Consider the following 20,040-nt stretch of genomic DNA (forward strand, 5'->3'; position numbering starts at 1 on the left):
GACATGCGCAACCGGAACGGAGACGCCGTCATGAGCGCAAGCAAGCACGACAAGACCGACAAGCCCACCGATGCCGACCTGAAGAACAACCCGCAGATCGGCGGGACCAAGGGCGCCCGCGCCGCCGGGATGTCGGCGGACGACATGGATCTGGCCCAGGGCGAAAGCACCTTCGAGGGCGACGTCGAAAACCAGACCAACAACAAGGGCGGGGTCGACAAGCCATTCCGCGACACCGCCCCGCTGAAGCCGCGTCAGGCTTAGCGGAACGGTCTTTCGAAACCGGCAGGGGGCGGCGCTCGCAGGGGCGCCGCCCCTTCCGATTCCCGTCTCAATTATGTCTAGCCAGGATCGGCAGGGTTGCCGCGCCTGCGGCAATCTGTTACGTCATGCACCATGCTGCACCGCGTCACGCCGCCTTGACGGCCTGCTCACCGCATTGACCTGAAGCCCGACGGCCCCTTTCCGGGCCGGCCGCCGCTTCGCAGCCGTTCCATTCTTCGAATTCCAATTCCCGCGATGCGACCCGCCACCCGGCCCAATGCCGGATCGCGGCGTCAGCCGTCATCGCGCGCCTCAAGCTTGCGAGACCCATGACCATCGATCTGCAACGGCTCCGCCAGGAGTGGTTCGGCAACACGCGCGGCGACCTGCTGTCCGGGCTTGTCGTCGCCCTTGCCCTGATTCCGGAGGCCATCGCCTTCTCCATCATCGCCGGCGTCGATCCGAAGATCGGGCTTTACGCCTCCTTCGCCATCGCCATGACCATCGCCATCGTCGGCGGCCGGCCGGGCATGATCTCCGCCGCCACGGCCGCCACCGCCGTGCTGATGGTCACGCTGGTCAAGGACCATGGCCTGCAATATCTGCTGGCCGCCACCGTTCTGGCCGGCGTGCTGCAGATTGGCGCCGGGTTCCTGCGGCTCGGCGCGCTGATGCGCTTCGTGTCGAAATCGGTGATGACCGGCTTTGTCAACGCGCTCGCCATCCTGATCTTTATGGCCCAGTTGCCGGAACTGGTGGGCGTGCCAAGCGTCACCTATGCGCTGGTCGCGGCCGGGCTGGCGATCATCTACCTGCTGCCGCGCCTGACCAAGGTGGTGCCGTCCGCCCTGGTCAGCATCCTGGTGCTGACCGCGGTCACCATCGGCTTCGGCATCGATGTCCGCACCGTCGGCGATATGGGCGAGCTGCCAAGCACACTGCCCGTCTTCCTGCTGCCCGACATTCCGCTGACGCTGGAGACGCTGCGCATCATCCTGCCCTATTCCGCCGGCATCGCCGTGGTCGGGCTGCTGGAATCGCTGATGACCGCGGCCATCGTCGACGACATGACCGACACCGGCAGCGACAAGAATCGCGAATGCGTCGGCCAGGGCGTCGCCAACATGGTTTCCGGCTTCATTGGCGGCATGGCCGGCTGCGCGATGATCGGCCAGTCGGTCATCAACGTGAAGTCGGGCGGCCGGGGGCGGCTGTCGACCTTCTGCGCCGGGCTGTTCCTGCTGTTCCTGATCGTCGTGCTCGGCGACTGGGTGAAGCGCATCCCGATGGCCGCCCTGGTGGCGGTGATGATCATGGTGTCGGTCGGCACCTTCAACTGGCGGTCTCTGCAGACGCTGGTCACCCACCCACGCAGTTCCAGCGCGGTCATGCTGGCGACGGTGGCCGGCGTGGTCTTCACCCACAATCTTGCGGTCGGCGTGCTGATCGGCGTTCTGCTGTCCGGCATCTTCTTCGCCGGCAAGGTCGCCCGGCTGTTCCGCGTCACCTCCACCCTGTCAGAGGACGGACGCACCCGAACCTATCTGGTGGAAGGGCAGCTGTTCTTCGCCTCGGCCGACGATTTCTCCGCCGCCTTCGATGTGCGGGAAAAGCTGGACGCCGTCGTCATCGACGTGTCCCGCGCCCATATCTGGGACATCTCCAGCGTCGCGGCGCTCGACAATGTCGTGCTGAAGTTCCGCCGAGCCGGGGCGGAGGTGCGGCTGGTCGGACTGAACGCCGCCAGCGAAACCATCGTCGACCGGCTGGCGGTCCACGACAAGCCGGGGGCGGAAGAACGGGCGCTGGCCCACTGATCGGAACGCCATTGGTTGCCGTTCCCACTTTGCTGTTCTCGCACAGGTGCGCCCGCGCTTCCGAAAGGCGATAGCCTTTTGAGGATGCGGGCGCCCGCGCAATGTCGACGCCTTCCTGGTGTTGTTGGAAGGGATGGCAATACCGTCCCACCCGACGGCAGCATGCAGGAGGCAGGATGTCACCCGATCCGCGGCTGTTGTCGATCGCAACGGCGCTACCGCCCCACCGGTTCGAACAGGCGGAGACTCTGACGGTCGCACGATCGGTGTTCGCCCATCGCCTGCGCGATTTCGACCGGTTGGCTCCCGTCTTCGCCAACACCGGCATCCGCACCCGCCACGCCGCCTGCCCGCTCGACTGGTATCTGGAGCCGCATGGCTGGGCCGAGCGCGCCGCCGTGTTCGAACGGGTGGCGCTGGACCTGTTGGAAGCGGCGGCGGCCCGGGCGCTGTCCGCCGCCGGCCTGCGTCCTGCCGATGTCGACGCCATCGTTTGCGCCACCACCACCGGCATCGCCACCCCCAGCCTGGAGGCGCTGCTGCTCGATCGCATGGGCTTTCGGCCCGACACGGTGCGGCTTCCGGTCTTCGGCTTGGGCTGCGCCGGCGGTGCGCTGGGGCTGGCGCGGGCCGGCATGATGGCGCGTGCCATGCCCGGCCGAACCGTGCTGTTCCTGGTGGTGGAACTTTGCACCCTATCGCACCGGCCGGAAGAGGCCACCCCCACCAATGTCGTGGCCAGCGCCTTGTTCGCCGACGGTGCCGCCGCCGCACTCCTGCGGACCTCGGTGGCCGGTGGCGACGCCCCCGGACCACGCTTCATCGACAGCGCCGAGCACACTTGGCCCGGTACGCGGCGGATCATGGGCTGGCGCATCGAGGACGAGGGCTTCGGCGTTGTCTTCAGCCAGGACATCCCCCGCCTGATCCGTGAAAGGCTCCCCGCGGTGATCGACGGCTTCCTGACCGGCCGCGGCATGGCGCGCGCCGATCTGGCCGGGGTGATCTGCCACACCGGCGGCGCCAAGGTCCTGCAGGCGCTGACGGAGGTGCTGGATCCCGCCATCGCCGGCATGGAGGAGTCCTGGGCGGTGCTGGGCGACTGCGGCAACATGTCGGCCGCCAGCGTGATGTTCGTTCTGGACCGGCGGATGCGCAGCGGGGCGACCGGGCCGCATCTGATGCTGGCGCTCGGCCCCGGCTTCACCGCCGGCCTCACCCTGCTGGATCTGTGACCATGGACGCACTCGGCTGGCCGCAGATCATCCTGCTGGCGGTGGCGGCGCAACGGCTGCTGGAACTGGTGATCGCCCGCCGCAACACCGCCCGCCTGCTGGCCGACGGCGCGCGGGAGGTCGGGGCGGCGCATTACCCGCTGTTCGTCGCGCTCCATGCCGGTTGGCTGCTCGCGCTGTTCCTGATGGTGCCGGCCGACACGCCGGTGAATGGCTGGCTACTGGCGCTGTTCCTGCTGCTCCAGGCCGGGCGGGTCTGGGTTATCGCGACGCTCGGCCGTTTCTGGACGACGCGGATCATCACGCTGGACGGCGCGCCGCTGGTCCGCCGCGGCCCCTTCCGCTGGGTCCGCCACCCCAATTACCTCGTGGTGGCGGGGGAACTTGCCGTGCTGCCGCTGGTGTTCGGCGAGGTCTGGATCGCGCTCGCCGCCACGCTGCTGAACATTCCGCTGACCCTGCACCGCATCCGGGTGGAAGAAGGGGCACTGAGGGGGCGTGACGGAACCGGGACCGGTGCCGCGAGTTGGACAGGATGGAGCGGCAGACGTCCAACCCCCCGGCCAACCCCCGACCGCTTCTGAGGCGCAATAAGAACAGGACCCTCACCATGCACCCGAGCAACGGCCTCCCCAAATCCCCTGTCGTCTGCATCACCGGCGCATCCGCCGGTGTCGGCCGCGCCACCGCGCTGGCCTTCGCCGCATACCGCCACGCCTCCATCGGCCTGATCGCCCGCTCGTCCGACGCGCTGCAGGAGGTGAAGGCGGAGGTCGAACGGCTGGGCGGACGGGCGCTGGTCCTGCCGCTGGACGTCGCCGATCCGGATGCGCTGGATGCCGCCGCCGACCGGGTGGAGGAGGCTTTCGGCCCCATCGACGTCTGGGTCAACGTGGCGATGGTGACCGTCTTCGGCCCGGTCCATGCCGTGACGCCGAAGGAATTGAAGCGGGTGACCGAGGTGACCTATCTCGGTTCGGCTTTCGGCATCCAGACGGCCTTGCGCCGGATGCGGCCACGCAATGCCGGAACGATCCTGCAAGTTGGCTCGGCGCTGGCCTACCGGTCGATTCCGCTGCAGTCGGCCTATTGTGCGGCCAAGCATGCGATCACCGGCTTCATCGACAGCCTGCATTCCGAACTGATCCACGAGGACAGTGGCGTCAGGCTGACCACCGTGCATCTGCCGGCGGTCAACACGCCCCAGTTCGATTGGGCACGCAGCCACATGCCCCGACGCGCGCGGCCGATGGGCACCATCTTCCAGCCGGAGGACATCGCCCGCGCCATCCTGCACGCCGCCGAAAATCCCCGCCGCGAATATTGGCTGGGCTGGTCGGCGATGCAGGCGATCCTGGGCAACTTCCTGGCACCGGCCTTCGCCGACCGCTACCTCGCCAACAACGCGGTGGACGGCCAGATGACGGAGGAGCACGAGACGCCCGGTCGGCCAGACAACCTGTTCCATCCCGTCGACGGGATGCACCGCACCCGCGGGCGCTTCGGGCTGCCGCACAACACATTGCGGCTGAAGGCACCCAGCGCCGCCGCCCGCGGCGTCGCGGTGGCCGCCGGCTTCCTGCTGGCGGGCGGGCTGGGATTCGCCATGAGCCGGATGACCCCGCGCCTGCGCTAGGCGGCGGTGCAGCGATGCGGCGAAGGCCGGCCGTAGCGATCCGTGGGCCGGCCATTTTCATGAAGAAACAGTCCGTCGGCGACATTGGTGGAATACGAACAGTCCGCCCGAAACGCTATTGCCAACCGGCACCATGCATACTACCATACCAGTGACTGAACAAGCTGGTCATCGGCCATCCCCGCCCCTGCTGGACCGCCCCTTGACCCGGGGCGTTCGCCGGTGTCCCGGCGGCGGGCCGAACATGCACCAGTCGAATGCCGGCCGTAGGTCGCCGGCGGTCCATATTGCTGGGAGGAAAAGCATGTCTGTCATGGCGAACGCCGTGCGTACGGCGCTGTTCGGCGCGGTGGTGTCCCTGGTCTCGTTCGGCGCCTCGGCGGCCGACTACACGCTCAGCGTCAACACGGCCCTGTCGCAGCAGGACCCGCTCTACAAGGGCCTGGAAGAGTTCAAGGCCAATGTGGAGAAGCGGTCGGCCGGCAAGATGGCCGTCCGCCTGTTCCCCGCCTCGCAGCTGGGCAAGGACGAGGATCTGCTGGAACAGGCCCGCGCCGGCGCCCCCGTCGCGGTGGTGGTGGACGGCGGCCGGCTCGCCGTGTTCGTCAAGGAGTTCGGCGTGCTGGGCGCGCCCTACATCGCCCAGGGCTATGGCGGGATCCGCAAGGTCGTGACATCGCCGATGTTCGAGGAGTGGGTGCAGAAGCTGCGCAAGGCGTCCGGCCATCAGGTGCTGTCCTTCAACTGGTGGCAGGGCGAGCGCCACATGCTGACCAACAAGCCGGTGAAGGTTCCGGCCGACCTGAACGGCGTCCGCGTCCGCACGCCGGGCGCGCCGGTGTGGATGGAGACCATCCGCGCCATGGGCGCCACCCCGACGCCGCTGCCCTGGTCGGAGGTCTACACCGCCATGCAGCAGCAGGTGATCGACGGCGCCGAGGCGCAGGACCCCGCCATCTACGGCTCGCGTCTGTACGAGGTCGCCAAGTATCTGACCAAGACCGGCCACATCAACCTGATCACCGGCATCGTCACCAGCGCCGCCTGGTTCGACAGCCTGCCCAAGGACATGCAGACCATCCTGCGCGAGGAGTCGCTGAAGGCCGGCGACGATGCGTCCAAGGCGACCGAGGCGTCGCTCGCGGACTTCGAAAAGCAGATGACCGAGAAGGGCATGCAGGTCGTCGACGTCGACGTCGCACCCTTCCGCGAGGCCACCGCGCCCGTCTATGACAAGCTCGGCTATGGCGAACTGCACAAGCAGGTCGACGCGCTGCTGAAGCAGTGACCGGCCGGCCTTTCCCGTCGTGACCGGGGCGGGGCCGCCTTGCCGGGCCGCCCCGCTCCCCTCCCGCAACCGACGCCCGCAGCCATCTGCCCCACCGGCGCACCGACGCGGGCCGGACCGGAGCACCCCCTTGCGATGAAATCCCTATACGTCAAGGCGGAGACGGTGCTGGCGACCACGCTGCTCGCCGTCATCGTCCTGCTGGTCTTCGTGGCCGGCATCAGCCGCTGGTTCGGCTATCCCCTGGTCTGGTCGGTGGACGTCGCGCAGTTGCTGTTCGCCTGGGCCAGCTTCCTGGGCGCCGACCTCGCGCTGCGCAAGCATGCCCATATCGGCATCGACTATCTCGTTAAGCGCCTGCCGCCGCGCGTGCGCGCCATCCTGGACATCCTGCTGGCGCTGCTGGTGCTGGCCTTCCTGCTGACGATGGCGGTCAAGGGCTATCAGCTGACCATGCTCAACCTGGAGCGCCAGTTCGGCGACAGCGGCATCAGCTATGCCTTCGTCACCTCGGCGGTGCCGGTCGGCTGCCTGCTGCTGTCCTTCACCCTGCTGGGGCAGACGATGGCCGCCATCGGCCGGCTTCGCCGCACCCCGCGCCCGATCTTCAACACGCCGTCGGAAGTCCCGGCGGCGGAGGAGGTGATGCCGTGATCCTGCTCGCCCTCACCTTCTTCGTCCTGATGGCGCTGGGTGTTCCCATCGCCTTCGCCATCGGCATGGCCGGCTTCACCTTCTTCCTGACCAACGGCATCATCCCGGTGTCGATCGGGGTGCAGCAGGTCGCCACCGCCTCCCAGAGCTTCCCGCTGCTGGCCGTCCCCTTCTTCGTGCTGGCCGGCCACATGATGAACCGGACCGGCATCACCCACCGCCTGATCGCCTGTTCCAACGTGCTTGTGTCGTGGATGTCCGGCGGGCTGGCGCAGGTCTGCATCGTGCTGTCCACCCTGATGGGCGGCGTGTCGGGCTCCGCAGTCGCCGACGCGGCGATGGAGGCGCGCATCCTGGGCCCGGACCTGATCCGCAGCGGCTATTCGAAGGGCTTCACCTCGGCCGTCATCGCGGTGGGATCGCTCATCACCGCGACCATCCCGCCCAGCCTGGGCCTGATCCTGTACGGCTTCGTCGGCAACGTTTCCATCGGCCGGCTGTTCCTGGCCGGCATCGTTCCCGGCTTCCTGATGATGGCCGTGCTGATGGTCACCGTCTGGTGGATCGCGCGCCGCCGCGGCTACGGCGCCGCCACCACCCAGCGGCCGACCGGCAAGGCGATGTGGGAGGCGGTGGTCCACGCCAAATGGGCGCTGCTGTTCCCGGTGGCCCTGCTGGTCGCCATCCGCGGCGGCCTGTTCACCCCGTCGGAGGTCGGCGCCTTCGCCGTCATCTATGCCGGCGTCATCGGCTTCTTCGTGCACAAGGAACTGACTCTGCGCGACATGGCCGACGCGCTGGTGGAGGCGGTGACGGACACCGGCCTGATCCTGCTCATCATCCTGTTCTCCGGCATGGTCGGCTACGCCATCGTCTTCGAACAGGCGCCGCAGAGCATCGCCGCCGCCATGACCGGCCTGACGCGGGAGCCGGCGCTGGTCGTCACCCTGATCCTGATCTTCCTGTTCGTCGCCGGCCTGTTCATCGAAAGCACGGTGCTGGTCCTGCTGCTGACACCGATCTTCCTGCCGATCGTCCAGCCGCTGGGCGTCGATCCGGTGCATTTCGGCATCCTGATGATGACCATCGTCACGCTTGGCTCGATGACCCCGCCGGTGGGGGTGGCGATGTACACGGTTTGCAGCCTGCTGGACTGCCCGGTCGAAGAATACATCGTCGAATCCATCCCCTTTGTCCTGGCTGTGGTGGGTCTGGTCGCGGTGATGCTGCTGTGGCCCGGCCTGGTGCTGTTCGTGCCGAATGCGCTGATGTGAGCGCACCGGTGAATGTCACAGCGGGGCGGTCGGGATTCCGACTTGCAGCATTCGCGAAAGCTCCTATATGCTGCGTCGTACGCCAACAACAGAAAGGAGGTGATCTCGTGTCTCATTGTCCGTCTCACTCGTCGTCGAGCGCCAAGGCCGAGGTCTCTTTCTTCGCGGAAGGGATTTGGGTCCGCTAAGGACTGCGCCGTGGTGTCGACGACACACGGATTGACAATGGAAGGGCTGCCGGAAACGGCGGCCCTTCTTTGTTTTTCGCACATCTGCACCTGCTCCGCCGCCCATTGACGCCGATGGGCGGCCCGGTCACGCTGCTCCGCGTCGGGAGAAGACGAGGGATGACGATGCGCGGCGAGCTGGGGCCGGTGGACTGATGGCCGAACCGGAAGGCGACGACCGGCCTTCGCCCGACGCGCTGCTGGAAGAAGCCAACCGCGAGCGGCGCGGGCGGCTGAAGATCTTCCTCGGTGCGGCTCCCGGCGTCGGCAAGACCTATGCGATGCTGGAGGATGCCCGCGCCAGAATTCGCGACGGCACCGACGTGGTCATCGGCGTGGTCGAGACGCATGGGCGACGCGACACCGAAGCTCTCCTGGACGGGCTGGACGTGCTGCCGCGGCGGCGAATCGACTATCGCGGGCGGCCGTTCCAGGAAATGGACCTGGACGCCATCCTGGCCCGCCGGCCGAAACTGGTGCTGGTGGACGAACTCGCCCACACCAACATCCCCGGCAGCCGCCACGTCAAGCGCTGGCAGGATGTGGACGAGATCCTCGACGCCGGGATCGACGTCTTCTCGACGCTGAACGTCCAGCATCTGGAAAGCCTGAACGACGTCGTCGAGCGCATCGCCGGGATCAAGGTGCGCGAGACCCTGCCCGACGGTGTCCTGCAGCGGGCCGACGAGATCGCACTGATCGACCTGCCGCCGCAGGAACTCATCCGGCGCCTGCAGGAGGGCAAGGTCTATGTGCCCGAACAGGCCAAGCGCGCGGCCGACCATTTCTTCTCCCCCGGCACGCTGACGGCGTTGCGCGAGATGGCGCTGCGGCAGGCTGCGGAGCGGGTGGACGCGCAGATGCTGCGCTATATGCGCGCCCACGCCATCGCCGGCCCTTGGCCGACGCGCGAGCGCATCCTGGTGTGCATCGGCGACGGACCGCAGGCCCTGCGGCTGGTGCGTACCGCCAAGCGGGCGGCGGAACGGCGGGATGCGCCCTGGGTGGCGCTGTATGTCGAGACGCACCGCGACCATGCGTTGTCGGAAGAGGACAAGGACTGCATCGCCCAGGCGCTGCGGCTGGCCGAACAGCTGGGCGGCGAGACGGCCGTGGTCCAGGGCGAGCGGGCGGCGGCGGAGATCCTGGCCTTCGCCCGTGCCCGCAACGTCAGCCAGATCATCGTCGGCCGCGCCCACCCAAAGAGCCGGCTGCGCGCGCTGCACCAGTCGGTGACTACCGACCTGCTGGCCCGCAACGAGAATTTCGACGTCATGGTGGTGGCCGGCGAGGACGAGCGGCCGGCGCGCAGCCTCGACACCAGGGCGCCCTCCCCCGCCTTCGACTGGCTGGCCTACATTGTCGCGACGCTGACCGTCGCGGCGGCGACGGCGGTCGGGCTGCTGATCGACGTCTGGCTGCCGCTGCCCAACATCTCGGTCGCCTATCTGATCGGCGTGCTGCTGGTGGCGATCCGCCACGGGCTGGCGCCGTCGATCTATGCGTCGGTGCTGAGCTTCCTCGCCTTCAACTTCCTGTTCACCGAGCCGAAATACACCTTCGCCATCACCGACGTGCAGAACATCATGACGGTGTTCTTCTTCCTGGTGGCGGCGGTCATCACCTCCAACCTCGCCGCCCGCGTCCGCGCCCAGGTGGAGGCGACGCGGCTCAGCGCCCGGCGCACCGCCAACCTCTACGACTTCAACCGCCGCATCTCGGCGGCGGTCGGGCTGGACGACGTTCTGTGGGCGGTGGTGCATCACGTCGCCGCGACCATGAACGGCCGCTCGCTGGTGCTGCTGCCGCGCGACGGCCGGCTGGAGGTCGCCGCCGGCTATCCGCCCGAGGACACGCTGGACGAGAAGTCGATGGCGGCGGCGCGCTGGTCGTGGGAGAACGGCAAGACCGCCGGCCGCGGCTCCACCACCCTGCCCGCCGCCGACTGGCTGTTCCTGCCGCTGCGCACCGGGCGGGGGCCGATGGGAGTGCTGGGCGTCCAGATGACGGAGGGGCAGCAGTTGCTGTCGCCGGAACAGGGGCGGCTGCTCGACACGCTGGCCGATCAGGCGGCGATCGCCATCGAGCGGACGGCGCTGGTCGCCGACATCGAGACGGCGCGCGTCGCCGCGGAGACGGAGCGGCTGCGCTCTGCCCTGCTGTCCTCGCTGTCCCACGACCTGCGCACGCCGTTGGTCTCCATCCTTGGCGCGTCGTCCAGCCTGACCAGCTTTGGCGAGGCGCTGGCCCCGGCCGAGCGGACGGAGCTGGTGCAGACCATCCAGGAGGAAGCGGAGCGGCTGAACCGCTTCGTGCAGAACCTGCTGGACATGACGCGGATCGGCTCGGGCACGCTGAAGCCGCGCACCGACTGGGTCGATCTGGCCGACGTGATCGCAGCGGCGCTGGGCCGGGCCAAACGGATGCTGGAGGGCCGCCCGGTGCGGCTGGAACTGGAGCCGGGGCTGCCGTTGCTGCGGCTCGACCCCGTGCTGGCCGGGCAGGTCTTCTTCAACCTGATCGACAACGCCTGCAAATATTCGCCCAACGGCAGCCCCATCGTCATTCGGGCGCGGCGCAGCGGCGGCGAGGCGCTGATCGAGCTGTGCGACCAGGGGCCGGGCATTCCGGAGGCCGACCGCGAGCGCATCTTCGACATGTTCTACCGGGTGGAGGCGGGCGACGCGCAGACGGCGGGCACCGGCCTTGGCCTTGCCATCTGCCGTGGTATCGTGGAGGCGCATGGCGGCAGCATCCGGGCGCTGCCCGGCCGCCATGGCCCCGGCACCTGCATCGCCATCCTGCTGCCGGTTCCGGCCGGGCCGGAGATCGCCGGGATGGAAGGAGACGGCACGCGTGGCGAATAATCCGGCGGCCAAAATTCTAGTGGTCGATGACGAGCCGCAAATCCGCAAGTTCCTGCGCATCAGCCTGTCGGCCAACGGCTATGAGGTGGTGGAGGCGGAGAGCGGCCGCGACGGTGTCGAGGCCTGCGCGCGGCATCGACCCGATCTGGTGATCCTCGACCTCGGCCTGCCCGACCTCGACGGGCAGGAGGTCATCAGCGCGGTGCGCCAGACCTCGCCGGTGCCGATCATCGTGCTGTCGGTGCGCGCCCAGGAGTACGACAAGGTGGAGGCGCTGGACCGCGGCGCCATCGACTATGTGGTCAAGCCCTTCGGCGTCGGCGAACTGATGGCCCGCGTGCGCGCCGTCCTGCGCCAGCGCCCGGCCGACGCGGAACCGGCGACCACCGTCACCGCCGGCGCCGTCGTCATCGACCTCGCCCGCCGGGTGGTCGGGCGCAACGGCGCGGAGGTCCACCTGTCGCGCAAGGAGTATGAGCTTCTGGCGATGCTGGCCCGCCACGCCGACCACGTCCTGACCCACGCCGAACTGCTGCGCGAGGTCTGGGGGCCGGCGCATGTCCACGACACCGCCTATCTGCGGGTCTATGTGAAGCAGCTCCGCCAGAAGCTGGAGGCGGACCCCAACCTGCCGACGCTGATCGTGACGGAGCCGGGGGTGGGATACCGGTTCAGGACGGGGGTGGAGTGAGGCAGGTCAGCGTCAATGTCGCCGCATCCTCCGCTCCGACCCGCGCCCCAAACTCCGATACGCCGCCACGGCCACCACCGCCGCGCCGGCCATCAGCATGGGCGAGACCCAGGCGGGTGGCGGGGTGTAGAAGCCGCCAACCACTCCCCGCCCCCGCTCCACCGGACGGAACAGGTTGCCGTCGCTGTGCGGAGCGGGTGGCTGGCGGTCGAAATGGCGGTGTGCGCCGTAACCGGCGATCTTCTCCACAAGACGCGGTGCCACCGCATAGCCCAGGCGTGACAGCGGGGCCAATGCCCCGACCATGGCACGCGCCCTCGGACGGCGGGCGACCGACACCATCGTTTCCGCCACATCGTTGGGATCGTCGTAGATCGGGCCTTCCGGCGACAACTCATGTCCGGTGTAGTTGGCGCCATGCATCATGCCCGGCGTGTCGGTGAAGGACGGGTAGACGCCGCAGACATGCAGGTCCGGGCTGTCCACCAGTTCCGCCCGCAGGCTGTCCAGCATACCGTCCAGCCCGAACTTGCTGGCCGAATAGGCCGCGGCATAGGGCGCCGGGGCGAAGGCCCCGATCGAAACGGTGGCGATGAAGGTGCCATGCCCCTGGCGGCGGAACAGCGGAATCACGGCATGGGCGCCGTAGAGCGGTCCCAGCAGGTTGGTTTCGATCACCCGGCGATGGGCCTCGACCGGCGTCTCTTCAAATCGGCCGACGGCGCCGACGCCGGCATTGGCGATCCAGATGTCGATGGAACCGTATTCCTCCACCGTGCGGTCGGCCAGACGCTTCACCGCGTCGGCATCGGTGACGTCGGTGGGGAGGACGACGGCGCTGGCGCCGAGGCCGCGGCATTCCTCCGCCACCTCCTCCAGCAGTTCCTCGCGGCGGGCGGCCAGCGCTAGGCGGGCGCCTTCCCGTGCGAAGGCCAGGGCGGTGGCCCGCCCGATTCCGCTCGACGCTCCGGCCACCACCACGACGGCCCCGTTCAGGTCCCGCATTCTCCAATCCTCCGGCTGACGCTGTATCGACAGTTTCAACAGGAGGGGATGGACGGTGTTGCGGGTCCGTCGGTCAGCGCTTCTTTCCGCCGCCTTTTCCACCGCCATGCGGCAGATAGCTTTCGACGAGGTCCTTGGCGGTGTCCTTCAGCATGTCCCACACCTCCGGATCGCCCTTGGCCAGTGTCGCCATCATCGCGGCGGCGTTCTTCAGCGTGATGTGCGGCGGCAGCGGCGGCACGTTGGGATCGGTGTAGGCCTCGACCAGAACCGGGCCGCGGGTCGCCAGCGCCTCGTCCCACACCTTGTCGAGGTCTTCCGGCTTGTCGACGAACAACCCCTTGAAGCCCAGCATTTCGGCATAGCGGGCATAGGGGACGTCGGGAAGCTCCTGCGACGCCTCGAACTTCGGATTGCCGGCCTGGGCCCGCATCTCCCAGGTGACCTGATTGAGGTCGCGGTTGTTCAGGACCAGCACGATGAAACGCGGGTCGCTCCACTGCTTCCAGTATTTCGACAGGGTGATGAGGGCGTTCATGCCGTTCATCTGCATGGCGCCGTCGCCGACGATGGCCAGCACCGGGCGGTCGGGATGGGCGAACTTGGCGGCCAGCGCATAGGGCATGCCCGGCCCCATGGTGGCGAGGCCGCCGCACAGGCTGGCCTTCATGCCCCGCCGGATCTTGATGTCGCGGGCGTACCAGTTGGTGCCGGACCCGGTATCGCAGGCGATCACCACGTCGTCGGGCAGCTTAGGCGACAGCTCCCAGAAGACGCGCTGCGGGTTGAGCGGCGTGGCGTCGTTCATGGCGCGGGCTTCCAGCACCTTCCACCACTCGGCGACACCGGCCTCGATCCCCTCGCGCCAGGAACGGTCCTGCTTGCGCTGGAGCAACGGGATCAGCTCGCGCAGGGTGCCGGCGCTGTCGCCGACCAGATTGACCTCCATCGGGTAGCGGATGCTGAGCATCTTCGGGTCGATGTCGATCTGCACGCCGCGCGCCTGCCCCTCCTTGGGCAGGAACTCCGAATAGGGGAAGCCGGAGCCGATCATCAGCAGCGTGTCGCAGTTCACCATCATCTCGTAGCTGGGCCGGGTACCGAGCAGGCCGATGGAACCGGTGACGAAGGGCAGGTCGTCGGGCAGAGCCGCCTTGCCGAGCAGCGCCTTGGCGACGCCGGCGCCGAGGATGTCGGCCACCTCGATCACCTCGTCGGTGGCGTTCAGCGCCCCGGCGCCGACCAGGATCGCCACCTTGGAACCGGCGTTCAGCACGTCGGCGGCGCGGCGCAGGTTGGCCTCCGCCGGGCGGACGACGGGGGCGGAATAGCCGACGCCGGAATGGATCGTGCCATGGGCGCGCGGCGGCGTCTCCACCGCGTCCATCTCCTGGAGGTCGTTGGGCAGGATGATGCAGGTCACCGTCCGCTCGGCCTTGGCGATGCGCACCGCGCGGTCCACCAGATGCCGCACCTGGGCGGGGGTGGAGGCCATGTGGACATATTCGCCGGCCACGTCCTTGAACAGCGAGACGAGGTCGACCTCCTGCTGGTAATGGCCGCCGAGTGCGGTCAGCGCCTGCTGGCCGACGATGGCCAGCACCGGCTGGTGGTCGAGCTTGGCATCATAGAGGCCGTTCAGCAAATGGATGGCGCCGGGGCCGGAGGTTGCGAGGCAGACGCCCAGCTCGCCGGTGTATTTGGCATGCGCGGTCGCCATGAAGGCAGCCAGTTCCTCATGGCGGGCCTGGACGAAATCGAATTGGTCGCCGGTGCGGGCGAGCGCCCCGACCAGCCCGTTGATGCCGTCGCCGGGATAGCCGAAGACCCGCTTCACACCCCATTCCGAGAGCCGCTGCCAGAAGAAATCGCTGACGTTCGGAGCCATTGTCGCCTCTCTTGTCTCTGGTCGTGTTTCACCGCCGTGTCTGTTTCAACTGTGCTCCGCCCCTTCGGTTCGCCCGAAGCGCTCGATTTTTTTTGCAGCCCTGCCCCCTCATGCGGTGGGTCAGGCGGAGGCGGCGAGCCGCTCCAGCTTCGCCGGGATTCCCTGGCGCACCGCAGTCCCGGCAATGGGATCGACCCACACCGACGCCCCGGCGCGGGACGGGTCGGCGATGCCGAGGTCGTTCAGGTTGATGCCGGCCCCGATCTCCGGCACCGAGGGCTGGCTGTGCCCGCCGATCAGGTGCGGTCGGGCACCGTATTCACGATGGCCGAAGCCATGCTCCACCGCCAGCACGCCGCGCATCACGCCATGGCGGACGATGGCGGTGGCCTCCCGCATCCCGCCCGGCGTGGCGATGCGGATGCGGTCGCCGGTCTCGATGCCCAGGCGGCGGGCGTCCTCTGCGTTGATGCCGACCGGATTGTCCGGATGCAGGTGGCGCAGCCGGCCGGCGGCGATGGTGTAGGCGCTGACCAGCACCGATTTGGAGCTGACCAGCTTGAAGGGCCACTCCTCTGGCGTGTGGTGCTTATGGACCGGGCTGCCGTCGGCGAAGACCGGTTCCATCCAGGTGGCGGTGCCGGTCCAGCGCCGGCCGGTGATGCTGCTCTTCGCCGTTCCCACCGCCTCGTTGTAGACCTGCAGCGGCTTGAGGAACTTGTGGGCCGCCTTGTCGCCCTCGAAGCCTTCGGCCTGGTTCTGGTAGCGGCCGCCGCGGGCCAGGATATAGGCGACCTTGCGCCACTCCTCCGGCTTCAGCGTGGCTCGCAGCGCCGGCATCACCCGCTCGACGCCGGACAGCGCGATATCGCGGTCGTCGGCGTCGGCGACTGGCTGCTTGCCGAGCCACGCGATGTTGGCGCCGCCGCGCAGATACCAGTCCTCTGGCCGGTCGAGCGGGTAGAGCTTCCCGTCCATGTCGGCGATGGCGTCGGCACCGAAGCCGGGCAGGCCCAGCCGCTTGGCCAGAGCGATCAGAAAGGTCTCCATCTGCACATGCAGCCCGTCGGGCAGCGTCTGCGTGCGCGGCTCCACCACCGGCCAGCGCGCGGTGCTGGTCTTGGTCGGCACGCCGCCCCAGGGCGACGCCCAGCCCCAGGTCTCGTACAGCACGGTGTCGGGGACGATGTAGTCGGCGAAGGCGGACGATTCGTTGATGAACGGGTCGATGGAGACGATCAGCGGCAGCGTCTTGGGGTCCTTCATCGCCGCCTCCGCCGCCGCACGCACACCGGGGATGCCGTAGACCGGGTTGCTGTTCCACAGGAACAGGGCCTTCAGGCGATAGGGATAGCCGTCGGCAAGACCGCTGGTCAGATATTCGGTGGTCAGCTGCGGCGCGGCCGGATACCAGGGGGCCTTGGCCGGATAGGGCTTGCCGGCTGCCTTGTTGCGGGCGAACTCGCTGGATTTCTCGTAAGGGACCGGACGGTTGATCGCGGTACCGGACGGCTTCACCGCACCGGGGAAGCTGGCCAGCTTGTAGCGCGGGCCGTCCTGCTCGTCCGGGAAACGGCCACCGCCGAAGATGCTGCCGCCCTTCCAGTTCAGGTTTCCGATCAGCGTGTTCAGGGTGACGACGCCGAAGGCGTTGTAGAAGCCGTTGCCGGCCATCATGCCGCCATGGGCGTTGGCGACCGCCTTCTTGCCATGGCTGGTGAATTCGCGCGCCAGTCCGGCGATGATGTCGGCGGGGATGCCGCAGGCTTCGGCATAGCCGCGCAGGTCCAGCCGCATCGCCTCCTCGCGCAGCAGGGTCAGGCTGGTCTTGACCGAGATGTCGCCGGTCGGCGTCGCCACCGCGCCGTCATGGAACAGGACGGCCGGGCCACCCAGCGCGTCATGCGCCACCGGCTTGCCCGCCGGGTCGAGCACGACGAAGGCGTCCTTCTCTCCATACCGCTCCTTCTCGTCAAGCTCGATCCAGCCCATGTCGGAGGCGCGCAGCATCCGCCCGTCGCGCAGGTGGCCCTGCTGCCGGATCACCAGATGGGTGGCATTGCACCAGCCGGCCTCGCCCGCCGCAGTAGCGGCCTTGGCGTTCGGTTGGGACAGATAACGGCTGTCGATGCGGTCGTTCTCGAACATCCAGCGCATCATGCCCATCACCAGCGCGCCGTCGGTGCCGGGGCGGATCGGAATCCAGTTCGACCGCTCCCCCGCCGCCCGGTTGTCGGCGTTGGTCAGCACCGGATCGACCACCACGTAATTCAGCACGCCGTCGGTGCGGCCCTTGGCGACCAGCATGGCCTGCCGCTTGAACGGGTTGCCGGCGTTGGAGGGGGCGGTGCCGATGAACAGCACGAATTCGGCATTCTGCAGGTCGGGCTTGGCGTGCGGCATCGCCTTCAGATCGCCGAACGCCGCGCCGGAGCCGGAGCGATAGGCGCCGCCGCAATAGGCGCCATGGCCGGCAAAATTGATGGTGCCGAGCGCCTGGTTGAAGAAGCGCCGCACGAAGGGCTCCCGTCCGTCATTGACGGAGGCGAGCAGCGCCACCTGATTGACCTTCGGCCCCAGTTCGGGAGAGGCAGGGTCGATCGGCGTCTTCAGGTCGCGCAAGGTCCGCAGCCCCTCCACCGGCCCCTCGCCGAACAGGTCGCCGCCCTCGGCGATCTCCTCCACCAGCTTGTCGAAGGCAATCGGCTCCCAACGGCCGGAGCCGCGCGGGCCGACGCGTTTCATCGGCGTGGTGATGCGGAAGGGGGAGGTCAGCATCTCCAGCGCCGCATTGCCGCGCCCGCAGGCGGTGGAGCGGCCCTGCAGCCCCTTCTCGTCCAGCCGCGATAGCGAGCGGAAGCTCTCCTCGATCGGTGTCGCATAGGGGAGGAACGGGTCGGTGGACAGCGGGCTGTAGGGATTGCCGGCCACCCGCAGCACGCGGTTCCGCTCCACATCCACCCGCACCCGGACGCCGCACAGCGTGGTGCAGCCCAGGCAGGCGACGTTGGCGACGATCTGTCCCGGCGTCGGCTCCACGGCGCCGGTCGCCGGGTCGATGCGGAATTCAGGCTTCGGCGCATTGCCGCTGATGGAGTCGTCTGGCCGCTCGCCGGCCCAGGCGCCCTTGACCAGCTTGCGGCCGGTCTCCGAAAAGCCACCGGCGAAGGCGGCCAGCGCGCCGCCCGCGGCGGTGGAGGTCAGGATGTGGCGACGGGTGATGGACATGGTGGACACTCCGGTCTTCGCGAGCGGGGCTCAAGCGCGGATTGAATTGGTCGAGCCGGCTATTCGGCGGCGGTCAGGCGCCCGCCGGGATGGCCGGATGCGTTGGCCGGACGGCCGGCGGCAGGGGTAGACGAAACCGGCAGCAGCGCCGTCATCAGGATCAGCAGGAACAGCCACAGCCCCGCGGTGCCGACGATGCCCATCAGCCCGTCCGGGCCGGCTGGCAGCGCGTATTCGTAGAAGCCCGCCCCGGTCTTCGGCACCGACTGGCCGCCGATGAACACGGTCCAGCGAAACATCCAGGCGCTGTGCACGGCAATCAGTCCGGTCAGCAGCCCGGTTCCCGCCGGCCGGGCGACGGCAATCACGAAGGGCACCACCGTCGCGGCCACCGCCCAGACGGCGGTCACCCGCCACGCCTCCGACCCGGCCACGCTGTCCAGCGCCGCCGCATGCCCTGCATCCAGCTCCGACAGACCGAGCGCCAGCCACAGCCCGCCGCACAGCATCACCGCGGCCAGCACGGCGGCGAGCAGCCGGTTGCCCAGCACCTCCACCCCACGGTCGGCGGTGCCGACGACGCGGTTGAGGATCAGCACCAGCCCGACGGCGCCGGCCAGCGCGGTGGTCAGGAACTGCACCGGCAGGAAGGGCGTGTGCCACAGCGGCCGGGCCTTGACCACCGCCACCTCGACGCCGGTATAGAGCGCCACCAGCGCCGCCCCGGCCAGCACGAACACCCCGGCGGCCCGGATCAGCCGGTCGTCGCGGCCACCGCCCAGCGCCGCCAGCCGGTACAGCCCGGCCAGCCGGCTGTCGACCCGGCCATGCGCCTGCAATTCCTCGCGCAGGCAGGCCCAGCCATAGACCAGCAGGCCGCCGATGTAGAGCGGGATGAACAGCGATCCCCACCACATCCAGGAGGTCGGCCGGAACACCACGTAGAAGTGCCAGAAGCGGCCGGGCTGGTGCAGGTCGGACAGAAGCGCCACCGGCGCCGCCAGTCCGCAGGTCAGCGCCACAATCAGGGCGAGCCGCCCCAGCGGGCGCCAGCCGTCACGGGCGAAGGCGTAGCCGGGCAGGCTGAGCAGCAGGCCGCCGACGGACAGGCCGATCAGGAAGAAATACTGCACGGCCCAGGGAAGCCACGCGACCTCGCGGGTCACGTTGATGACTTCGACGATGTGCGTGTCCATCATGCATGCTCCTTCTCGGCATGCGGCGCCGGCCGCCACAGGGTCGGCGTGCCGTCCACCTTGCCCTGCATCTTCGGATCGAGACCGATGTAGAAGACCCGCGGCTGGGTCCCCATCTCCGGCTTCAGCACCTTCGGGGTCTGCTCGCGCACCAGTTTCGACACCGTGCTGTCGGGATCCTTCAGGTCACCGAAGATGCGGGCGCCGCCGACGCAGGTCTCGACGCAGGCGGGCAGCAGCCCGGCTTCCACGCGATGGACGCAGAAGGTGCATTTGTCGGCGGTCTGGGTTTCGTGATTGATGAAGCGGGCGTCGTAGGGACAGGCCTGGACGCAATAGGCGCAGCCGACGCACACGGAATTGTCGACGACCACGATGCCGTCCCGCCGCTGATAGGTGGCGCCGGTCGGGCAGACCGGGATGCAGGGCGGATCCTCGCAATGGTTGCACAGGCGCGGCAGCATGTAGGAGCCGGCCCGGCCCTGCTCCGTCACCTCGTAGGTGGAGACGATGGTGCGGAAACTGTTTTCCGGAACGTCGTTCTCCATGATGCAGGCGACGGTGCAGGCTTGGCAGCCGACGCATTTGCGCACATCGACCACCATGGCCCAGCGGTGCGCCGCGTCACCGGACGCCGAAACGGCGTCAGCATCTCTCGGTACTGCCGCCAGCGTGGCGGCGCCGACGGTCGCGGCCCCGGCGCCCAGGCAGAAGTTGCGTCGTGATCGGTCCATGGCAGGCTCTCCCGGCGGCACCCATTCCCGGCCCGC

General features: G+C 68.6%; 15 protein-coding genes. 10 read left to right on the top strand and 5 right to left on the bottom strand.

The features are described 5' to 3' along the window. Positions 1-30: 30 nt before the first annotated feature. The 10 genes from B9N97_RS09090 (at position 31) to B9N97_RS09135 (ending at position 11,953) form a co-directional block, all read left to right on the top strand. Positions 31-264 carry a hypothetical protein gene (locus B9N97_RS09090; RefSeq protein ID WP_085086662.1) on the top strand — a complete coding sequence of 78 codons (234 nt, stop codon included), beginning with the start codon at positions 31-33 and terminating at the stop codon, positions 262-264. 329 nt (positions 265-593) lie between these two features. Further along, positions 594-2,081 (top strand): SulP family inorganic anion transporter, encoded by a 1,488-nt coding sequence (locus B9N97_RS09095; RefSeq protein WP_085085564.1) that lies wholly within the window; start codon positions 594-596, stop codon positions 2,079-2,081. Positions 2,082-2,257: 176 nt separating this feature from the next. Beyond that, entirely contained in the window at positions 2,258-3,316 is a 1,059-nt protein-coding gene (locus B9N97_RS09100) for a type III polyketide synthase (RefSeq protein WP_085085566.1), read from the top strand. A gap of 2 nt (positions 3,317-3,318) precedes the next feature. Next, positions 3,319-3,900, top strand: a complete 582-nt coding sequence (locus tag B9N97_RS09105) for an isoprenylcysteine carboxyl methyltransferase family protein (RefSeq protein WP_085085568.1) — start codon at positions 3,319-3,321, stop codon at positions 3,898-3,900. A gap of 26 nt (positions 3,901-3,926) precedes the next feature. Then, positions 3,927-4,952 (top strand): SDR family oxidoreductase, encoded by a 1,026-nt coding sequence (locus B9N97_RS09110; RefSeq protein WP_085085570.1) that lies wholly within the window; start codon positions 3,927-3,929, stop codon positions 4,950-4,952. 304 nt (positions 4,953-5,256) lie between these two features. Next, positions 5,257-6,240 carry a C4-dicarboxylate TRAP transporter substrate-binding protein gene (locus tag B9N97_RS09115; protein ID WP_085085572.1) on the top strand — a complete coding sequence of 328 codons (984 nt, stop codon included), beginning with the start codon at positions 5,257-5,259 and terminating at the stop codon, positions 6,238-6,240. 135 nt (positions 6,241-6,375) lie between these two features. Further along, on the top strand, positions 6,376-6,894 hold the full coding sequence (locus tag B9N97_RS09120) for a TRAP transporter small permease (protein WP_085085573.1): 519 nt from the start codon (positions 6,376-6,378) through the stop codon (positions 6,892-6,894). Next, on the top strand, positions 6,891-8,168 hold the full coding sequence (locus B9N97_RS09125; protein ID WP_085085575.1) for a TRAP transporter large permease: 1,278 nt from the start codon (positions 6,891-6,893) through the stop codon (positions 8,166-8,168). Before B9N97_RS09120 ends, B9N97_RS09125 begins: the two co-directional genes overlap by 4 nt. A gap of 382 nt (positions 8,169-8,550) precedes the next feature. Then, positions 8,551-11,262: a sensor histidine kinase gene (locus tag B9N97_RS09130; protein WP_085085577.1), complete on the top strand. Its 2,712-nt coding sequence runs from the start codon at positions 8,551-8,553 to the stop codon at positions 11,260-11,262. Beyond that, entirely contained in the window at positions 11,252-11,953 is a 702-nt protein-coding gene (locus B9N97_RS09135) for a response regulator (protein ID WP_085085579.1), read from the top strand. The genes B9N97_RS09130 and B9N97_RS09135 overlap by 11 nt, the downstream gene beginning before the upstream one ends. A 12-nt stretch (positions 11,954-11,965) precedes the next feature. Here B9N97_RS09135 and B9N97_RS09140 read toward each other — a convergent pair whose 3' ends face one another. From B9N97_RS09140 to dsrO, 5 genes are all read right to left on the bottom strand, one after another. Further along, on the bottom strand, positions 11,966-12,958 hold the full coding sequence (locus B9N97_RS09140; RefSeq protein ID WP_085085581.1) for an SDR family oxidoreductase: 993 nt from the start codon (positions 12,956-12,958) through the stop codon (positions 11,966-11,968). Positions 12,959-13,031: 73 nt separating this feature from the next. Further along, positions 13,032-14,846 carry a thiamine pyrophosphate-requiring protein gene (locus tag B9N97_RS09145; RefSeq protein WP_085085583.1) on the bottom strand — a complete coding sequence of 605 codons (1,815 nt, stop codon included), beginning with the start codon at positions 14,844-14,846 and terminating at the stop codon, positions 13,032-13,034. 120 nt (positions 14,847-14,966) lie between these two features. After that, entirely contained in the window at positions 14,967-18,074 is a 3,108-nt protein-coding gene (locus tag B9N97_RS09150) for a molybdopterin-dependent oxidoreductase (protein ID WP_085085585.1), read from the bottom strand. Between the two features lie 59 nt (positions 18,075-18,133). After that, a complete protein-coding gene (gene nrfD, locus B9N97_RS09155) occupies positions 18,134-19,273 on the bottom strand; it encodes an NrfD/PsrC family molybdoenzyme membrane anchor subunit (RefSeq protein WP_208621187.1) in 1,140 nt (379 codons plus the stop codon). Then, on the bottom strand, positions 19,270-20,004 hold the full coding sequence (dsrO, locus tag B9N97_RS09160) for a sulfate reduction electron transfer complex DsrMKJOP subunit DsrO (RefSeq protein WP_085085589.1): 735 nt from the start codon (positions 20,002-20,004) through the stop codon (positions 19,270-19,272). Before dsrO ends, nrfD begins: the two co-directional genes overlap by 4 nt. Positions 20,005-20,040 lie beyond the last annotated feature (36 nt).

This window comes from Azospirillum oryzae (assembly GCF_900177515.1).
GTDB classification, from domain to species: domain Bacteria; phylum Pseudomonadota; class Alphaproteobacteria; order Azospirillales; family Azospirillaceae; genus Azospirillum; species Azospirillum oryzae_A.